Annotated in this window: 18 protein-coding genes and 1 riboswitch; of the genes, 3 read left to right on the plus strand and 15 right to left on the minus strand. The window is 30.8% G+C overall.

The window, feature by feature from the left end:
* Positions 1-7: 7 nt before the first annotated feature.
* The 9 genes from gdhA to P4S50_RS16730 form a co-directional block, all read right to left on the minus strand.
* Positions 8-1,378 (minus strand): NADP-specific glutamate dehydrogenase, encoded by a 1,371-nt coding sequence (gene gdhA, locus P4S50_RS16690; RefSeq protein WP_277731970.1) that lies wholly within the window; start codon positions 1,376-1,378, stop codon positions 8-10.
* Positions 1,379-1,529: 151 nt separating this feature from the next.
* The gene (locus tag P4S50_RS16695; RefSeq protein ID WP_277731971.1) at positions 1,530-2,333 is read right to left on the minus strand and encodes an Asp23/Gls24 family envelope stress response protein; all 804 of its coding nucleotides are present in this window, start codon (positions 2,331-2,333) and stop codon (positions 1,530-1,532) included.
* Between the two features lie 570 nt (positions 2,334-2,903).
* On the minus strand, positions 2,904-3,269 hold the full coding sequence (locus P4S50_RS16700) for a DUF1667 domain-containing protein (protein WP_277731972.1): 366 nt from the start codon (positions 3,267-3,269) through the stop codon (positions 2,904-2,906).
* Between the two features lie 2 nt (positions 3,270-3,271).
* The gene (locus P4S50_RS16705; protein ID WP_277731973.1) at positions 3,272-4,513 is read right to left on the minus strand and encodes an NAD(P)/FAD-dependent oxidoreductase; all 1,242 of its coding nucleotides are present in this window, start codon (positions 4,511-4,513) and stop codon (positions 3,272-3,274) included.
* The gene (locus P4S50_RS16710; protein ID WP_277731974.1) at positions 4,503-5,957 is read right to left on the minus strand and encodes an NAD(P)/FAD-dependent oxidoreductase; all 1,455 of its coding nucleotides are present in this window, start codon (positions 5,955-5,957) and stop codon (positions 4,503-4,505) included. The genes P4S50_RS16705 and P4S50_RS16710 overlap by 11 nt, the downstream gene beginning before the upstream one ends.
* A 239-nt stretch (positions 5,958-6,196) precedes the next feature.
* The gene (glpK, locus tag P4S50_RS16715; RefSeq protein WP_277731975.1) at positions 6,197-7,720 is read right to left on the minus strand and encodes a glycerol kinase GlpK; all 1,524 of its coding nucleotides are present in this window, start codon (positions 7,718-7,720) and stop codon (positions 6,197-6,199) included.
* Between the two features lie 148 nt (positions 7,721-7,868).
* On the minus strand, positions 7,869-8,210 hold the full coding sequence (locus tag P4S50_RS16720) for a Lin0368 family putative glycerol transporter subunit (protein ID WP_277731976.1): 342 nt from the start codon (positions 8,208-8,210) through the stop codon (positions 7,869-7,871).
* A 14-nt stretch (positions 8,211-8,224) separates the two neighbouring features.
* Complete coding sequence (locus P4S50_RS16725) at positions 8,225-8,605, minus strand: Lin0368 family putative glycerol transporter subunit (RefSeq protein ID WP_277731977.1); 381 nt, start codon at positions 8,603-8,605, stop codon at positions 8,225-8,227.
* Between the two features lie 276 nt (positions 8,606-8,881).
* The gene (locus tag P4S50_RS16730) at positions 8,882-9,436 is read right to left on the minus strand and encodes a glycerol-3-phosphate responsive antiterminator (protein WP_277731978.1); all 555 of its coding nucleotides are present in this window, start codon (positions 9,434-9,436) and stop codon (positions 8,882-8,884) included.
* 237 nt (positions 9,437-9,673) lie between these two features.
* Between P4S50_RS16730 and P4S50_RS16735 the strand changes: the two genes are divergently transcribed.
* On the plus strand, positions 9,674-9,883 hold the full coding sequence (locus P4S50_RS16735) for a hypothetical protein (protein WP_277731979.1): 210 nt from the start codon (positions 9,674-9,676) through the stop codon (positions 9,881-9,883).
* A 1,076-nt stretch (positions 9,884-10,959) separates the two neighbouring features.
* Here P4S50_RS16735 and P4S50_RS16740 read toward each other — a convergent pair.
* Positions 10,960-12,141, minus strand: coding sequence for a cation:proton antiporter (locus tag P4S50_RS16740; RefSeq protein WP_277731980.1), 1,182 nt, complete (start codon positions 12,139-12,141; stop codon positions 10,960-10,962).
* 241 nt (positions 12,142-12,382) lie between these two features.
* A riboswitch (Fluoride riboswitch) is annotated at positions 12,383-12,442 on the minus strand.
* A 236-nt stretch (positions 12,443-12,678) separates the two neighbouring features.
* Here P4S50_RS16740 and P4S50_RS16745 point away from each other — a divergent pair.
* Positions 12,679-12,849, plus strand: a complete 171-nt coding sequence (locus tag P4S50_RS16745) for a DUF362 domain-containing protein (protein WP_277731981.1) — start codon at positions 12,679-12,681, stop codon at positions 12,847-12,849.
* Positions 12,850-12,887: 38 nt separating this feature from the next.
* Here the strand turns inward: P4S50_RS16745 and P4S50_RS16750 are convergent, their stop codons facing one another.
* Entirely contained in the window at positions 12,888-13,523 is a 636-nt protein-coding gene (locus tag P4S50_RS16750) for a redox-sensing transcriptional repressor Rex (protein WP_277731982.1), read from the minus strand.
* A 214-nt stretch (positions 13,524-13,737) separates the two neighbouring features.
* On the opposite strand from P4S50_RS16750, the gene abc-f reads away from it, so the two are divergent.
* The gene (gene abc-f, locus P4S50_RS16755; RefSeq protein ID WP_277731983.1) at positions 13,738-15,648 is read left to right on the plus strand and encodes a ribosomal protection-like ABC-F family protein; all 1,911 of its coding nucleotides are present in this window, start codon (positions 13,738-13,740) and stop codon (positions 15,646-15,648) included.
* A gap of 35 nt (positions 15,649-15,683) precedes the next feature.
* Here the strand turns inward: abc-f and tsaD are convergent, their stop codons facing one another.
* Genes tsaD through tsaE form a run of 4 tightly spaced genes read right to left on the minus strand, consistent with a single transcriptional unit; the run spans position 15,684 to position 18,322 of the window.
* On the minus strand, positions 15,684-16,703 hold the full coding sequence (gene tsaD, locus P4S50_RS16760) for a tRNA (adenosine(37)-N6)-threonylcarbamoyltransferase complex transferase subunit TsaD (RefSeq protein ID WP_277731984.1): 1,020 nt from the start codon (positions 16,701-16,703) through the stop codon (positions 15,684-15,686).
* Positions 16,700-17,164: a ribosomal protein S18-alanine N-acetyltransferase gene (rimI, locus tag P4S50_RS16765; RefSeq protein WP_277731985.1), complete on the minus strand. Its 465-nt coding sequence runs from the start codon at positions 17,162-17,164 to the stop codon at positions 16,700-16,702. The genes tsaD and rimI overlap by 4 nt, the downstream gene beginning before the upstream one ends.
* Positions 17,154-17,870, minus strand: a complete 717-nt coding sequence (gene tsaB, locus P4S50_RS16770; protein WP_277731986.1) for a tRNA (adenosine(37)-N6)-threonylcarbamoyltransferase complex dimerization subunit type 1 TsaB — start codon at positions 17,868-17,870, stop codon at positions 17,154-17,156. Before tsaB ends, rimI begins: the two co-directional genes overlap by 11 nt.
* Positions 17,870-18,322: a tRNA (adenosine(37)-N6)-threonylcarbamoyltransferase complex ATPase subunit type 1 TsaE gene (gene tsaE, locus P4S50_RS16775; protein ID WP_277731987.1), complete on the minus strand. Its 453-nt coding sequence runs from the start codon at positions 18,320-18,322 to the stop codon at positions 17,870-17,872. The genes tsaB and tsaE overlap by 1 nt, the downstream gene beginning before the upstream one ends.
* Positions 18,323-18,441 lie beyond the last annotated feature (119 nt).

Genomic DNA, 18,441 nt, shown 5'->3' on the forward strand with positions numbered 1-18,441 from the left:
TTTATTATTAGTAATTTCCTTGAGCTACCATTGCATCCGCAACTTTTAAGAATCCAGCTACGTTAGCTCCAGCAACTAAGTTATATCCAAATCCATACTCTTCTGCAGCAGCTTTAGCATTTGCATGTATGTTTATCATTATATTATGAAGTTTAGCATCTACTTCTTCTGCAGTCCAAGCAAGTCTCATACTGTTTTGAGACATTTCAAGAGCAGAAACTGCAACTCCACCAGCATTAGCTGCTTTAGCAGGTCCAACTATTAATCCATTCTCTAAGAAATACTCAACAGCTTCGTTAGTACATGGCATATTAGCACCTTCACAAACGTACTTAATTCCATTTGCTACTATTTGTTTAGCATGCTCTATAGTAATATCATTTTGAATAGCACAAGGCATTATGATATCAACTTTTTGTCCCCATGGCTTTTGTCCAGCTATGAATTCGCATCCAAACTTATCAGCATAATCCTTAACTCTTGCACCTTTGTTCTCTTTTAACATTTCTACTAAGTAATTGATCTTCTCATCAGTTACGATACCATCTTTATCGTAGATGTATCCATCTGGTCCAGAAAGTGTAACAACCTTTCCTCCAAGATCTCTAACTTTTTGGCATGCTCCCCAAGCAACATTACCAAATCCAGAAACTGCAACAGTCTTTCCTTCGAAAGTATCTCCTACATGCTTTAACATTTCATTACAGAAGTAAGATACTCCAAATCCAGTAGCTTCAGGTCTTACTAAACTTCCTCCATATGGAAGTCCTTTTCCTGTAAGTACTCCGTTTTCGAAAACTCCTTTTATTCTTCTGTAGTGTCCGTATAGGTATCCAATTTCTCTTCCTCCAACACCGATATCTCCAGCTGGAACGTCTACATCTGGTCCTATATGTCTGTAAAGCTCAGTCATGAAGCTTTGGCAGAATCTCATTATTTCTTCATCTGATTTTCCTCTAGCATCGAAATCAGATCCACCTTTTCCTCCTCCTATTGGAAGTCCAGTTAATGAATTCTTGAATATTTGCTCAAATCCTAAGAATTTGATTATACCTATGTAAACTGAAGGATGGAATCTAAGTCCTCCTTTGTAAGGTCCTATAGCTCCGTTGAATTGAACTCTCATTCCACGGTTAACTTGGATATTTCCTGCATCATCAACCCAAGGTACTCTGAATACTATTTGTCTTTCTGGCTCAGTTATTCTTTCTAATATGTTAGCTTTTATATATTCTGGACGTTTTTCTAAAACTGGAGCTAAAGTATTTAATACCTCTTCAACAGCTTGTAAAAACTCAGGCTCTGCACTATTTCTTTTTGTAACATTTTCCATAACATTAGATATGTAATCTTTAGCACTTAAAATTTCTCTTGACATTTAAGTAAACCCCCTCTAATTAATGTTAATTATTTGGTATTTCATTTAAAGTTGTGATTTGTCGAATTTGGGAAAATGTTTTCCCACTTCTTGAATAAATTATAACATACTAAAATTTAACTTGTAAACACATTAAATAGTTATTTATTTTTTAACAAATATCTACTACATGTATATTTATACTGTTAACGCTTAGAAGCGTTGTATTCTCTAGTGTATCCATTATTTTTTTCTGTATATTTTCGCATTGTCTTAATATTTCGACTATTTTAAGCTTCACTTTTATATCAATTTTTATGCCTGATTTGTTGTGTTTTATCTCTATAGAGCTTATTTGACATACATCTTCAAATTTAGTCATTTCATATGTAACTATTTGTCGTATAGCTTTCTGAGATATATAATACTTACCCATATAACTAAAAGTAGGTCTTATAAGAGTCTTTTCAAATTCCTTTATATCACTATTTTTGTCCTTAAATAAAAGTTTAATAGGATTTGTAAAAAGACCAGAGAAATGTTTTTTAACTTCGAAAGTTGGAAGTGGTATTATATGAATTCCTTTTTCCATTCTATTTTTCTTAGCTTCTTCCATCTCTTCTTTTGTAGCTATATCTTCCATATTTATTTTTTTATAAATATCAGGTAGTTCTAATCTATTTTTTATTCTATTTATCATCTTCCAAGATGTCCCTATTATTAATATACTTCCAACATTATTATCATTTATAGCCTTTATCATGTTCTTTCTATTATCTATATCTTCAAATATAGCTCTCTTAACAGCCTCCATCTTGGTAGAAGCATTCTTAGCTGAAACACCAGTTACTATACAATTTTTATGTATAAGAATTCCATCATCTATTATATAATCTATATCATTTTCATGTGCTATTCTTAATGCTCTATAACTCTTTCCAGTTCCACTAGCCCCACAAAGTGCATATACCTTCATAAAAATACCTCTCTTTACTTTAAACTCTACATATATTATAACCCTATTTAGGTATATTTTGCTTATTTTATATGTATTTAATGTAGGTTATCAAAAAACATCTATGGAAATACCGTGAATACAACTACATTTTCATAGAAAGTTTTTTAATATAAGTTCCTATAACATAAAATTAATCTTACCTCTATCTTAAGAAATTTTTTTATTATATCCATCTAAAATTTAAAAACTACACTTAAAAAATGAAGGGGTTTAAAATGTTAGAGAATGGTTTAAATGTTTTTGCTTAAAACTTGTATTATGTCGTTTGAATATACGTTAAGAAAGTTCGTTGTCTGACCAACGGGAGTTTAGAACTTTTAGGATATTCAATAAGACAGAACACTTAGTTTTAAGCAAAAAATTTAATACATTATCGGTATTTTAATCTACTTTATTTTCCGATTAAACACATAAATCTTCTTTATACAATTATTGAACTATAAACATTACAAAAAAATGAAAATGAAGGTTAATTTCATAACCCTCATTTTCATTTAATCACATAATTATGGTTATTAAGTTTTATTTTTATGATACCTTACACATATCTCTACTAGCAACTATATTAATCCCAGTCCCTAATACATTCTCAACAATTATATCTCCAACCATTACAGGCGCTTCAATCTCTACATCATCAAGTAGTTCCATAAGCTCGAATATAAGCTCTTTTGGTATTGAATCACTAGTTTTTACAGGTACTAATCTTAAAGCTCCATCCTTTATTTTAACAGTACTTGTAACCATTCTCTTAGGAGCTGTCATTTCTTCTACTCCGTATTTTTCTCCTCTTTTACATGTATTTCCTGTAACTGTATAAGTTTTATCTTCATTCTTTTTTACTGTCAATCTGCAACCTACAGGACATACTATACAAGTAATATTTTTTTCCATTATTAAGCCTCCTCTACACAAACACTTATATTACCTTTTAGATTTTTAATAAGTTCTGCACTTAACTTTAAGTTTTCCATTTCTGAAGGTATCATATGAGGTCTTTTCTTTTGAAGTATTATTTCATCACCATCTCTAACAACAAGTTTTCTATTAGAGTATATATTTCTAACTCTCATAAATAAGTTAACTTCTTCTCCTAATTTAGTATCTATTTGTTGAGGTACTATATATCCTATTCCATCTCCAGCTTCAGTCTCTACAGTCTCATTATTTTCTATTTTATTTAACACATATAAAGCAGCATTTCTTCCTGCTATTCTGCTTTCTTTAGTTACAAAATCAACTAAGTCATGAACATGAACAACATTCCCACATGCAAATACTCCATCAACATTAGTTTGCATTTTATTATTTACTACAGGTCCCTTAGTTGTATTATGAAGTTCAACTCCCGTATCACTTGAAAGTTCATTTTCAGGTATAAGACCTACTGATAATAATACTGTGTCACACTCTATTTCTCTATCCGTTCCCTCTATAGGATTTCTATTACTATCAAGTTTTGATATAGTAACTCCTGTAACCCTGTCCTTTCCATGAACATAAGTTATTCCATGCTGTAATAAAAGAGGTATATCAAAATCATCTAAACACTGAACTATATTTCTAGTAAGTCCACTTGAGTGAGGGTTAACTTCCACTACTGCCTCTACTTTGGCTCCTTCTAAAGTCATTCTTCTAGCCATTATAAGTCCTATATCTCCAGAACCGTATATAACTACTTTTTTACCTACCATGTAGCCTTCCATATTCATAAATCTTTGAGCTGCTCCTGCTGTATAAACTCCTGCTGGTCTATAACCTGCAAGGTCTATTGCACCTCTTGTTCTCTCTCTACATCCCATTGCAAGAACTATTGCAATAGCTTCTATATCTATAAGACCTTTTTCTCCAAGTGCTATTATCTTCTTATCTTCTATACTAAGTACCATAGTATTTAACATATAATCTATATCATTTTCTTCTACCATTTTTATAAATCTATTTGCATATTCAGGTCCTGTAAGTTCTTCTTTGAACTCATGAAGACCAAAACCATTATGAATACATTGATTAAGTATTCCTCCAAGTTCTCTATCTCTTTCTATTATTAATACCTTATTTGCCCCATGCTTTTTCGCTTCAACAGCAGCTCCAAGTCCTGCTGGTCCTCCTCCAACAACAACAACATCATATTTCAATCTTCTCACCCCTTGATTCTTTTACTTTTCCTAGTATCATTTTAGAATTCTCATAATCTTTTAAAACATCTTCCATATCTAAATTAAGTTCTCTAGCTAATATTTCAACTACTCTAGGACCACAAAAGCCTCCTTGACATCTTCCCATTCCAGGTCTTACTCTTCTTTTTACTCCATCAACAGTTCTAGCTCCAGCTGGTCTATGAATTGCATCTATTATCTCAGCTTCTGTTGTAGTCTCACATCTACATATTATTTTTGAATGTCTTATATCTTTTTTAATAGCTTCTTTTCTTTCTTCATTATTCATATTAGAAAATGGCTTATCTTTTTTTCTATATGGATTAAAATCTGCTTTTGCTTCAAAATTCAATCCCTCTTCTTTTAATATATCTATTACATACTCTGCAATAGCTGGTGCTGCACTAAGTCCAGGAGACTCTATTCCACCAACATTTATAAATCCTTTAGCCTTACTTGATGCAAATATCATAAAGTCTTTAGTATTAGGAGTTGCTCTTACCCCTGAAAAAGATGTTATGGTCTTTGACAAATCAATACTTGGTATACTTTTTTTAGCATTCTTAGTTAAAAAACTTAAACCACTCTTTGTTATTGATACATCTTCTGGATCTTTTACTTCTTCAGCAGTAGGACCTAAAAGCACATTCCCATGAACTGTAGGTGTAACCAATACTCCCTTACCTTTTTTAGTTGGACATTGGAATAATACATGATTTACAATACTTCCCTCAGATTTATCTAAAACCCTGTATTCTCCCTTTCTACTTATAATGTAATATTCATCTCCACCTATCATCTCGTTTATCTTGTCAGCATATAATCCAGCTGCGTTTATAACATATTTTGCTTGTATATTTCCTTTTTTAGTTTCTATATTAAAGTATTCATCTTTAGATATATTTGTAACCTCAGATTCTGTATTTAACTTAACTCCATTAACAATAGCATTTTCCATTAAAGCAACAGTTAAATTAAATGGGCAAACAATTCCAGCACTTTTGCATCTAAGAGCTCCTATAACTTCATCACTTATATTAGGTTCTATCTCTTTAATTTGTTCTTTATTTAATATTTCAAGGCCCTTAACCTTATTATTAATTCCTCTGTCATAAAGATCTTTTACTGTCTCCATTTCTTCTTCAGAAAATGCAACAACTAAAGATCCTATTCTCTTAAAGTGTACATCTAGTTCATTACATAAATCTTCATACATTTCATTTCCTTTAACATTTAACTTTGCCTTCAAAGTCCCATCAACAGCATCATATCCACCATGAATTATTGCACTATTAGCTTTTGTAGTTGCTTGACAAACTTCAACTCCTTTTTCTAGTACAACTGTACTTAAGTTATACTTAGAAAGTTCTCTAGCTATACTGGCTCCTACAACACCAGCCCCTATTACAGCCACATCAAACATATTTATTCCTCCTCATCTTACATCTTTAATTATTAATTGAACCTATACATATATTTTTAAAGTTTTTATATTAACTTGAATATCAGAAACTTAGAATTTATATTAATAGAATTTATTAATATAAATTGTAAATTCCCACTAAAAATAGACAGAGAGATAGCCTAGATCAGGCTATCTCTCTTCTCCTTGCCTTAAACAATAAGTTTAAATTTATTTAATTTAATTAAAATTTACTATTTTTATGCATTAGCCTCTTCAGCTAAATCTTCTTTTTCCCATTCCATAGATCTTCTTACTGCTTTTTTCCATCCTTTATAAAGAGTTCTTCTCTTTTCTTCTTCCATATCAGGATTAAATGTTCTATTTATAGCCCATTTTTCTTTTATTTCTTCTTTATCTTTCCAGAATCCAACAGCAAGACCCGCAAGATAAGCTGCACCTAAAGCAGTAGTTTCTATAACTTCTGGTCTATTAACAGGAACATTTAATACATCTCCTTGGAACTGCATTAAGAAGTTGTTAGCGCAAGCTCCTCCATCAACCTTAAGTCCTTTAAGTTCTATACCTGAATCATCTTGCATAGCTTCTAAAACATCTTTAGTTTGATATGCTATAGATTCAAGAGTTGCTCTTACTAGATGCTCTCTTTTAGCTCCACGAGTAAGACCTACTATCGCTCCTCTTGCATACATATCCCAATAAGGTGCTCCAAGTCCAGTAAATGCTGGAACCATATATACTCCATTAGTATCTTCAACTGAAGATGCATAATACTCTGATTCTCTAGCATCGTATATAACTTTAAGTTCATCTCTTAACCATTGAACAGAAGCTCCACCTATAAATATACTTCCTTCAAGAGCATATTCAACCTTTCCGTCTACACCCCATGCTATAGTAGTCAATAATCCATTTTTAGATGCTACTGGCTTTTCACCTGTGTTCATAAGCATAAAGCATCCAGTTCCATAAGTATTCTTTGCCATACCCTCATCAAAACATGCCTGACCAAATAGTGCTGCTTGTTGATCTCCAGCATCTCCTGCTATAGGTATTTGAGCTCCACCAAACGTATGCTCATCAGTAACTCCATATACACAACTTGAAGGTTTAACTTCTGGAAGCATAGATTTTGGAATATCAAGAGCTTCAAGTAATTCATCATCCCACTTTAACTCTTTTATATTATAAATCATTGTTCTTGATGCATTAGTATAATCTGTTACATGTACCTTACCTCTAGTTAAGTTCCAAATTAACCAAGTATCTATATTACCAAATAATAAGTCCCCATTTTCAGCTTTTTCTCTAGCTCCTTCTACATTATCAAGTATCCACTTAATCTTTGTTCCAGAGAAATAAGCATCAACTACAAGTCCTGTTTTATCTCTTATACTTTCCTCAAGACCTTTTTCTTTTAATCCGTCACATATATCAGCTGTTCTTCTGCATTGCCATACAATTGCATTGTATATAGGTTTTCCAGTATTCTTATCCCAAACAACAGTAGTCTCTCTTTGGTTTGTGATTCCTATACCTGCAACTTCTTCAGGAGATATTCCAGTCTTTTCTAAAACTTCTCTAGCAACTCCACTTTGAGTTCCCCATATTTCCATAGCATCATGCTCAACCCATCCGCCTTTAGGATATATCTGAGTAAATTCTTTTTGAGAAACCCCTACTATTTTTCCTTCTTTATCAAATAATATTGCTCTCGAGCTTGTAGTTCCTTGATCTAAAGACATAATGTATTTCTTTTGCATAATTACAGTCCCCCCACTTTATTATTTTAAGATAAGTATATGTTAAACATCAACAGTAAGACTACAAATCAATATTTTTATTTAAAATATTATAATTTCCTACTCTATAAGAAATTTCTTATCTATAGAGAATATAATTTACTATTTATTATAAGAAAGTTGATAATAAGAAGCCACCTAATGTTCCTCCTATTAGAGAGAATACAATTGTAGGTATTGATTTTCCTACATCAGCTTTGTCAACAACTACCGTTGCTGCCCATAATCCTATACCTGCTGCCCATGCCATATCTATCCATGCTCCGCCTTCCATTTGATGTATAGCTCCTACTCCATGGTTCAAAGTCCAACAAAGACCAACTATAAATGCAGCTGCCATCCATCCTCCTGCAGGACCGAAATCTTCAACTAATTTTCCCCAAACAAGTCTTATCATAAATGGAAATATAAATGCCCCAGCAAATGTTCCTATTGCTAATTTTAAAGTCATTACAGTTCCCCCTTTTAAACAGATTCTGTTTCAGTTTCTTTTTTATTTAATACATTTTTCTGAATAAGTCCAGCTGTAATTCCACCTGTAACTCCACCTGCAATTACTATAATCAATGTAAGCATTGAAGTAGATATAGGAGCAAAACTACCTGCCATAAAAGCATCTCTTGTTGTTCCTGCTACTGCAATTCCCAAAGCCATATCAATCCAAGCTGCTCCATCTTCGTTGTTTACAATTCCAATATAATGATTCATATACCACATAACTCCGATTATTAAAAATCCTGCAAACCAACCACCAGCAATTCCATATGCTCCTGCGAAAGCACCCCAAACACCCATTACAAACATACCAGCAATAGCTGTTCCTATAATAGTTCCTAAATGCTTCAAAATTACACCCCCATAAGTATTATTTTGTTGTGAAAATGTTTTCCTGATGTTTATAAAAAAAGTCTTTATCCTTTAAATTAAGGGTTTAGACTTCTTTTGAAACTATTAAGTTCGTTTACTTTTGCTGGAAACAAGAATACAAAAAAGAGACAACTATAATATTAATGACTATTATTACAGCTCTCTCGTCTCCAGCTTTTATTTATTAAGTTGTTGTAATCTTATTATAATTCACCATTTTCTAAACGTCAAGAGTTTTTTGAAAATTCTATTAATTTACTCTTCCCATATATTTGGATTCGTAGTTGATATAGAAGATGCTCCATTTTTAAGAATTGATATAACCTCTTCCTTCGTTTCAACAAGTCCTCCTGATATAACTGGAATCTTAAGCTGAGAATTTACCTTTTTTATAACCTTAGGCATTATGCCTGGCATTATTTCAACAGCTTGAGGTCTAACCTTCTTAAGACTTTCAAGCGCACTATCCAAAGACATAGAGTCCACTATAAAAAATCTTTGAACAGCTTTAATATTTTTATCTATAGCTCTTTTTATCATGTTAACTCTTGTACTTATAACTCCTTCCACATGCATAGAGGATGCTATATAGTCTATTATTATGGGATTAGATGCAAATCCTGTTATCATATCTAGATGAACAAAAACCTTTTTGTTATTCTTATTCAAAAAATCAACTTTTTCTTTTAATGTAATCATATCTCCATATAATAAGAATATTATTTCACAGTCAGATTTCACTGCCTCATGCAAGCCCTTATCATTTTTTACCGCTGCAATTATAGGGTTGTACTCTAATAAATCTTTCAAATAGTTTCTCTCCTTCATTTTTCTGTTATTTGTATATACTTATTATATTTATATACTAAATAGTATATTACAATTTCATATTATTTTTCAATATTTGTTTAAAATTTATCACTTTTTTGAAGTTTGTGATTTTTCTTTATTTTTCAAATATACATATCAACTTTAATTTTAGATTGTATTTTAATCATATATATGATATACTTTTATTTTTTTGAATATTTGAAAATTAAGTTTCCCTTGGATCGTCCTAAACCACCTTTGATGGACTCATTCCTATCTGCTAGAAGAGAATGTACAGTAGTTCAAATGGAATACAGTATGGCTGAATTAGTAAGTAATATATTTAAAGTTGATCATATGTACATAAAAATATTACTCCATGGTGGCATAAGTAAGGTATTTGGATCTGTGGTTACTACGGAAATTGTTGCAATTGGAGAAATGTAATATTTTGCATCCATACCCTGCTTTATATCAAGCTTTGTATCGAAATTTGTAGCATTAGCTTTAGGAGCTACTCACTCTTACTACGAGATAATTCAAATATCAGATATAACCTTTATAATTATATTAAAAATAATTATAGCTTGTATATGTTTTTGTCTTTACAGCATATTATTTAATGAACTAACTTCCACATTTTAATATTTATTTAACAAAGTTTCTTAATCCAGTTTATAAAAGTACTTTTGATGCTACAAATACTCCTTTAGATTTCTTTATAACGAGGATTAAGTTATTCCATATAAATTTTTATTCATAGCTCGTATGGTAAGTTACTTATTTTCAGGACATCACGTAATCTATACCTCTCAAAAGATTTCAAGACCTAAATATACATGGATTAGTATTGATGAAACAGAGAGTTTATCTACTATAAAGCAAAAGTCAGTTTAAAATAACCAAAATTATGTGCTTAATGTCAAAACAAAGGGTATCAAAATACCACTCATGTCTTAAATATTTTTAATACCCTTTATTTTTTAAGTGTAGATCTTAAATTTTAAATTGATTTTAAATGTATTTTTTAAATGTATTTAGCAAAGAACTTTTTACAGTGGGGTAAGTTCTATTTTATATGGATTAACCTAAAAAACTATCTATGAGAATACCGATGATACAACGATATTTTCATAGACAGTTTTTTTAATATTGATTCAAATAATATAAAATCGATCTTGACACTCCCTATAAAGAGAAACTTAATCCAGATAAAGTTTTATAACTTTTGATTTTCAGATAAAATAAATTTTAGCTAGTTATAATCTACTATTAGCAACCATATTAAAAATGAGGGGTATTTAAATGTTAGCTACTTTTTTGTTAATATTTTTCTATAAAACTTAGATTGTGACTCCTGAATATACGTTAAAAAACTTATTTGTCTGACCACAGGGAGTTTAATAAGTTTTAGAATATTCAGGTGGCTCAATCTTTAGTTTTATTAAAATATTGACTAAGTAGCGGTATTTTAATACCCCTCATTTTTCGCTCAAACACTATATAAAATATTCCTTAAAAGCTTACTCTTGAACTAACAACCTCTTAGAAGATAACTTAATCCCCAATGCGCCAAGAGGTGCTGTAAATATTATTGCAAGCACTGCTATTGCAAGTATTACTTCTCCAGAGGCCACTCCTGCTGCTAGTGGTATTCCACCTATTGCAGCTTGTACAGTTGCCTTTGGCGTATATGATATAACACAGAATAATCTCTCCTTATAGTTTAAATCTGTTCCCTTAACTGAAATCAAAACACCTAAACTTCTTGCTAAAAGACCTATACATATTATAATAAGACCTTCAAATCCAGATGCAAATGCTACCGATGTGTTTACCTGCGCCCCTACTAGTACAAATAAAAGTATTTGTGCAAATAACCATATGTGATTGAATCCGTTTGACAGCACTTCAGATAACTTTGGTGATTTTTCTCTTATTATAAATCCCATAGTCATAACTCCTAGCAATGAAGCTATTTCAACTGTATCTTTTAAAACATCTTCTAAAGTTGTAAGTAATATAGCCACACCCAAAACTATTAAAACTTTCTTTGTATTATGTATATTATAGATTTTAAGTATTTTAATTATTATAATACCTATTATCACTCCAAGAAGTATTCCAAGTAATATAGATACAGGTATTCCTATCAACTTCATAGTTATATTTATATGTGATCCTGAATATAATCCTAAAAATGTTGTAAATATCGTTATCGCAAATACATCATCTATAGATGCTCCAGCTACTATTAGTGTAGGAACTCCCTTGTTTGTTCCAAGTTTGTTGTTCATAAGCTCTAACATTTGAGGAACAACTACTGCCGGAGATACCGCTGCTATTATAAATCCTAATATGCCACCTTGTATAAATGAAAATCCCAATATTTTAATAGATAAAAATGCTATTGTAAAGCCTTCCATTATTCCAGGTATAAATGACAATTTTGCTGCACTAATACCTACTCTTTTAAGTTCTCCCGTACTAATTCCTAGCCCAGCACGAAGAAGTATTACTATAAGTGCTATCTTTCTCAAATCAGAAGATATATTCAAAACTCCATTGTCTATTAAATCAATACCGTATGGACCTATTATTATTCCCAAAATCAACATTCCAAGTAATCCTGGAAGTTTTATTTTTTCAAATAATTCATTCATCAAAAGACCTAATATTATAATTATTGCCAAACTACCTGCCATTGTTACTACCTCCTATTTTTTTATACTTTCACACACAAAATTCACTTTATGCTATCGCATAGCTCATGTCGCCAACGAGTCCTACGGGATCCGTTCTCAAAATTCACATGCGCTCATGGCGCCAACAAGTCTTACGACTCTGTTGCTTAAAAATAGTTGCAAATTTAATTCTTTGATCAACGTTATCCTCATATTCAAAATTATATAATTTTTAGCATATAAAAAACTCCTATAGATATAACTATCTATAGGAGTCATCAGCTTTTAAGCAATTAAGGTGAACTCCATCACCTATATTTTTCTTTTATTTATTTTACTCTTAATTTTTAAGTTTGTCAAATTTTCATGAAATTCATTTTAAATATAAAGTTTACTAATTCTATAAAGCACACGTTTTCCTTACAACATTAAAATCGACTAAAAAATATGTTTAAAATCGTATTTTATGTGTATAATAATATCGTTAGCAGTTGTTATTTTTTCATATTTCTGCTATAATTTAATAGAAAATTATATCTTTTAGAGGAGGAATTTAAAATGGCTTACAAAATTAATGACGCTTGCATAAGCTGTGGAGCTTGTGAACCAGAATGTCCAGTTAGCTGTATATCAGCTGGAGATGACAAATATGTTATAGATGCTGATACTTGCATCGATTGCGGAGCTTGTGCTGGAGTATGCCCAGTAGATGCACCAAACGCTGAATAATACATAATAAAGAAGCTATCAAATGATAGCTTCTTTGTTTATTTTTGACTATTCTTTTCATTTAGTAAATAAGATAGAGTATAAAGACTCTCAGTTAAGTGAACATTTTCAACTACTAAATTTTCTGGTAAATTCAAATCTACTGGTGCAAAATTCCATATCCCACTTATTCCAGACTTAGATAATCTATCTGCTATATCTTGAGCGCTCTCCTTAGGAGTACATATTACAGCTATTTCGATATCATTTTCTTTTATATAGTCTTCTATATCCTCTATATCGAATATCTCTAAATCCCTTATTTTAAGACCTATAAGTCTAGGATTAGCCTCAAATAAAGCTTTTATTTCAAATCCAGACTTTTGAAATCCAGAATAGTTTGCAATAGCTTGACCTAAATTACCTGCTCCTACTATTACAGTGTTGTATCCTTTGTCTATACCTAATATTTTTCCGATTTCATTGTATAATTCCTCAACATTATATCCATATCCCTGTTGTCCAAATCCACCAAAATTATTTAAATCTTGTCTTATTTGAGAAGCTGTGAAACCGATTATCTCACTCAACTCTTTAGATGAAATTCTATATATATCTCTATCCAATAAGTCTCTTAAGTATCTATAATATTTTGGCAGTCTTCTTATTACAGCCATAGAAATTTGTTTAGACATTCCTTCACCTACTCCATATATAGTTTCTTTTGATATAATTATAACAAACTGTTTTTCGTATGTCAAATTTCATACTGACTATTATATCACATTTCTTGTCGATTTATACATATTTTTATCAATATTATTTAATCAATTATACAAAACTTGATTATATCTTATTTAAACTTTATAATTTTACTTAGCATTTGTTTTAAATTAGGAGGTTATAAATATGATTGTTTTATCTTGCAATAATATAAATAAAAGCTTTGGAGTAAATTCTATATTAAAGGATATAAGTTTTACAGTAAATGAAGGAGATAAAGTAGGTGTTGTAGGAATCAACGGAACTGGTAAAACCACTTTATTTAAGATATTATCAGGGGATTATTCTTATGATAACGGTGATGTATACACATCTAAGAGTACTGAAATAGGGTATTTAGAGCAAAATATGAATTTCGAATCCACAAAAAATATATTAGATGAAGTTTTAACAGTTTTCAATGATCTTATAAGTATGGAAAAAGATCTTCGCGATATGGAGTCTAAAATATCAATTCAGAGTTCACAGGCAGAATCTAAAGAACTTGAAAAATTAATGAATGAATACTCTCGGAAACTAGAATTATTTTCTGATAAAAATGGTTATGGTTATAAATCAGAAGTAAAAGGTGTTCTTAAAGGACTAGGTTTTTCTGATGATGATATGGTCAAAAATGTTAATATATTATCAGGAGGAGAGAAGACTAGAGTCCTTTTAGCTAAGCTTTTGCTTAAAAAACCAACTCTACTTCTACTAGATGAGCCTACCAACCATCTTGATACAGACGCTGTAGAGTGGCTTGAATTCTTCTTAAAGCAGTATAAAGGAAGTATTCTTATAATTTCCCATGATAGATACTTCTTAGATCAAACTGTAAATAGGGTATTTGAGCTTCATAACAAGACTTTAACTGCATATAATGGTAACTATTCTGATTTCGTAAAGAAATCAGCAATAGAAAAAGAAATAGAACAAAAAAAATATGAAGATCAACAAAAAGAAATAAAAAGACAAGAAGAAGTTATAGAAAAATTAAAAGCATTTGGTAGAGAAAAACAAGTTAAAAGAGCTAGAAGTAGAGAAAAAGCTCTTGATAAAGTAGATGTTTTAAAAAAGCCTGATGCAGCTGCTAAAAAAGCTCGTATTAGATTCGAGCCATGTGTAGCCAGTGGTAATGATGTATTAGCTGTTGAAAATTTATCTATTGGATACGATGATAATGTATTATTTAAAAATGTTGATTTTAATATATATAAAGGTGAAAAAGTGGCTCTTATAGGTCCTAATGGTATAGGTAAGTCATCTTTATTCAAAGTTTTAATGAATAATTTAGAACTCATAGATGGAAACTTCAAATTAGGCAAAAATGTTAATATAGGTTACTTTCATCAGGAGCAAAAAACTCTAAATTTAGATAATACTATAATTGATGAAATTTGGAATGAAAATAAATTACTACAACAAAGTACAATAAGAACTATGCTTGCAGCCTTTCTATTTGAAGATGAAGAGGTCTTCAAAAAAATATCGACTTTAAGTGGAGGCGAAAGATCTAGAGTAGCGCTTTTAAAGCTTATGCTTTCAAAATCAAACTTTTTACTTTTAGATGAGCCTACTAACCACTTAGATATTAACTCTAAAGAAGTGTTAGAGGAAGCTTTATCCAATTATGAAGGCACTTTATTAGTTATTTCACATGATAGATATTTCTTAAATACTGTTGTAGACAAAATAATCCTTCTAGGTCCGGATGGCATAAAAGAGTATCTTGGAAATTACGATTACTATATAGAAAAGAAAAAACAATTAGAAGAATCTGTGGTTGAAGTAACTGAAGAAAAAACTAAAACTCAAATAAAAGAAGAAAAAAGAAAAGAAAGAGAAAAGAAACAATCTGAAAAAAAATTGAGGGTTCAAAGGCAGAACATCGAAAAAGAAATAATGGAAGTTGAATCTGAAATAGAAAACCTAAATGAACTTATGTGCCAAGAAGAGGTGTATTCTAATCCTGAAAAATCTAAAGAAGTTACATCTAAAAAATCTGAATTTGAAACAAAACTAGAAAATTTATATGAATTGTGGGAAGGGCTTATGTAATAAGCCCTTCTTTAATTATATATGAATTTATATCTCTATTTTTGTCCTAGTTTTAAATTCGGAACTGCGTTTAAGCTAAGGTCATCTACCTTACCGTTTATATAATCGTAATAAGCTGCACACCCTATCATAGCAGCATTATCTGTACATAAATCAAGGGATGGATATTTAACATCTATATTATGACTTTTACACTCAGTTACTAACATTTCTCTAAGCCCAGAGTTTGCGGCTACTCCTCCCGCTAGAACTATTTTATCATAACCTTTTTCTTTAGCTGCCTTTATAGCTTTGCTAGTAAGTACTTCTACAACACTTTGTTGGAATGATGCCGCAACATCTTCAACTACTATATCTTCATTTTTCATTTTTTTTGCATTTAAATAATTTAAAACTGATGATTTAAGCCCACTAAAACTAAAATCATAGCTATCATTCTCTAAGTATATCCTAGGGAATTTAATGCTATCCTTATCTCCCATCTTAGATAATCTATCTATTATAGGTCCTCCTGGATAGCCAAGTTTCATTGCTCTTGCTATTTTGTCAAATGCCTCACCAGCTGCATCATCTCTAGTTCTTCCAAGTATCTCGTATTTTCCATAGTCTTTAACTTCTGCAAGATGAGTATGTCCACCCGACACTATCAAACATATAAAAGGAGGTTCTAATTCTTTATCTTGTATAAAGTTTGCACTTATATGTCCTTCTATATGATTAACTCCTACAAGCGGCTTATTTAATGCAAATGATAAAGCCTTTGCAGTAGATAGTCCAACTAATAAAGCTCCTACTAGCCCTGGTCCGTGCGTTACACCTATTATATCTATATCATCAAATGTCATATTTGCCTCGTCTAAAGCACTTTGAATCACTGCATCTATACTCTCTACATGTTTTCTAGACGCAACTTCTGGAACTACTCCTCCAAATTTTTTGTGAAGATCTATTTGAGTTGCAACTATATTAGATATCACGTCTCTTCCGTTTTTAAGTATAGCGGCAGAAGTTTCATCACAACTACTTTCTATTGCTAAAGTTATTATATCATTCATATTTCTTCTCCTTTTTCTATATCTTTCCACATAATAAGTGCATCCTCCTGAGTATCCGTATAATATCCAGGTCTTATTCCAGACAATTTAAAACCGTATTTTTTGTATAACTTAATAGCTGTATCATTTGATTTTCTAACTTCAAGAGTCATAGATATTATATTACTTTTTGCACATTCATCTATTAAAGCTTCTATAATCTGATTTCCATGACCTAATCCCCTATGATCAGGATGAACTGCAACATTTGTTATATGACCTTCATCTACTACAAACCAAATTCCTGCATAAGCCACTATTTTTGAATCTTTTTCTATTACCTTGTATCTTGCAAGTTTGTTTTTGAGTTCTTTTTGTAATGAATGCTTTGTCCAAGGTGTCTTAAAACAAAGTTCTTCTATTTCCACTAAATCATCTATATCTTTTTCTTGTAGATTTCTTATAACTATATTATTTTCCATCTTCCTTCAACCTCTTCATCTTTTCTTCATATTGAACCTCTGCTTGAGATTTTCTTATATAATAAGGTACTACATCATAATGAGTTTTTGTATCTCCTTTTTTAAATTTCTGTATACCTATTTCGCATATGCTAGATGCTCTTGATGTTCTATGAGAATTAGGAGCTATATATACATTATTTATATTTTCGAAAACTTCTTTATGTAAACCTACACCTTCTCCAACCAATACAAATTCTTCACATGAAGATTTAAATTCCGCTGCTAAATCATCTACTTTTTTTACATCTATGTCTTCTACTTTTAATAAACAATCTTTATCCCAAGAATATTTACAAGTATACACTTGTTTTTTTTGTGCATCAATCATAGGACATACTGTTTTGTTTGTCATAGCCATATTGAACGCAAGTGCTTCAAGTGAATTTACAACAACCACAGGTATATCTCTCACATGAGCTATAGCTTTAGCTGTAGCAACTCCAATCCTAAGCCCTGTAAATGAACCAGGCCCCACACATACTGATATTAGATCTATATCCTCAGCACTCATTTCATTAAGTTTAAACATATTTTCAATTATCAGCATAAGCTTTTGTGAATGTGTTTTATTATTATTTATAGTATATTCTGATATAAGTTTATCATCTTCCATAATTGCAACAGATGCAGCTTTTGAAGATGTATCAATTCCAAGTACCTTCATTATTTAATTATCTCCTTTATTATGTTTTCGTAATGTTCTCCATGAGTAGTAATTATCATTTCTCTACCCTCATCTTTGTAGTTAAGTTCTATATTTATATATTCATCTGGAAGTATATCTTCTATTAAATTAGCCCACTCTATAATACATATCCCATCTCCATATAAATACTCTTCAAATCCTATCTCATACATATCTTCACTAGATGATATTCTATAAACATCAAAGTGATACAGAGGGTATTTTCCATCGTATTCATTGACTATCGTAAATGTAGGGCTTGTAATATAATCATCTACTTCAAGCGCTTTTGCTATACTCTTTGTTATAGTAGTTTTTCCAGCACCTAAATCCCCTATTAAGCATACTACATCACCTTTATTTAAAAGTTGCCCTAATCTATATCCAATTTCACTAGTCTCTTGTTCATTCTTTAAATATATCTTGTCCATATTTTGCTCCTATCTAACCTTAGTTTTAACCAAATAATCACTATGCACCTTATTATATCAAAAAACACAAAAAATTATAATAATACAAAATTCGCTTTATATAATTTCATATACAATAA

The organism is Tepidibacter hydrothermalis (assembly GCF_029542625.1).
GTDB lineage: Bacteria > Bacillota > Clostridia > Peptostreptococcales > Peptostreptococcaceae > Tepidibacter_A > Tepidibacter_A hydrothermalis.

What these genes read in the sequence shown, in the direction of transcription:
- gdhA (WP_277731970.1), bottom strand. Translation starts at nt 1,378, where the DNA reads ATGTCAAGAGAAATTTTAAGTGCTAAAGATTACATATCTAATGTTATG.
- P4S50_RS16695 (WP_277731971.1), bottom strand. Translation starts at nt 2,333, where the DNA reads ATGAAGGTATATGCACTTTGTGGGGCTAGTGGAACTGGAAAGAGTTAT.
- P4S50_RS16700 (WP_277731972.1), bottom strand. Translation starts at nt 3,269, where the DNA reads ATGGAAAAAAATATTACTTGTATAGTATGTCCTGTAGGTTGCAGATTG.
- P4S50_RS16710 (WP_277731974.1), bottom strand. Translation starts at nt 5,957, where the DNA reads ATGTTTGATGTGGCTGTAATAGGGGCTGGTGTTGTAGGAGCCAGTATA.
- glpK (WP_277731975.1), bottom strand. Translation starts at nt 7,720, where the DNA reads ATGCAAAAGAAATACATTATGTCTTTAGATCAAGGAACTACAAGCTCG.
- P4S50_RS16720 (WP_277731976.1), bottom strand. Translation starts at nt 8,210, where the DNA reads ATGACTTTAAAATTAGCAATAGGAACATTTGCTGGGGCATTTATATTT.
- P4S50_RS16740 (WP_277731980.1), bottom strand. Translation starts at nt 12,141, where the DNA reads ATGGCAGGTAGTTTGGCAATAATTATAATATTAGGTCTTTTGATGAAT.
- P4S50_RS16745 (WP_277731981.1), top strand. Translation starts at nt 12,679, where the DNA reads ATGGCTTACAAAATTAATGACGCTTGCATAAGCTGTGGAGCTTGTGAA.
- P4S50_RS16750 (WP_277731982.1), bottom strand. Translation starts at nt 13,523, where the DNA reads ATGTCTAAACAAATTTCTATGGCTGTAATAAGAAGACTGCCAAAATAT.
- abc-f (WP_277731983.1), top strand. Translation starts at nt 13,738, where the DNA reads ATGATTGTTTTATCTTGCAATAATATAAATAAAAGCTTTGGAGTAAAT.
- tsaD (WP_277731984.1), bottom strand. Translation starts at nt 16,703, where the DNA reads ATGAATGATATAATAACTTTAGCAATAGAAAGTAGTTGTGATGAAACT.
- rimI (WP_277731985.1), bottom strand. Translation starts at nt 17,164, where the DNA reads ATGGAAAATAATATAGTTATAAGAAATCTACAAGAAAAAGATATAGAT.
- tsaB (WP_277731986.1), bottom strand. Translation starts at nt 17,870, where the DNA reads ATGAAGGTACTTGGAATTGATACATCTTCAAAAGCTGCATCTGTTGCA.
- tsaE (WP_277731987.1), bottom strand. Translation starts at nt 18,322, where the DNA reads ATGGACAAGATATATTTAAAGAATGAACAAGAGACTAGTGAAATTGGA.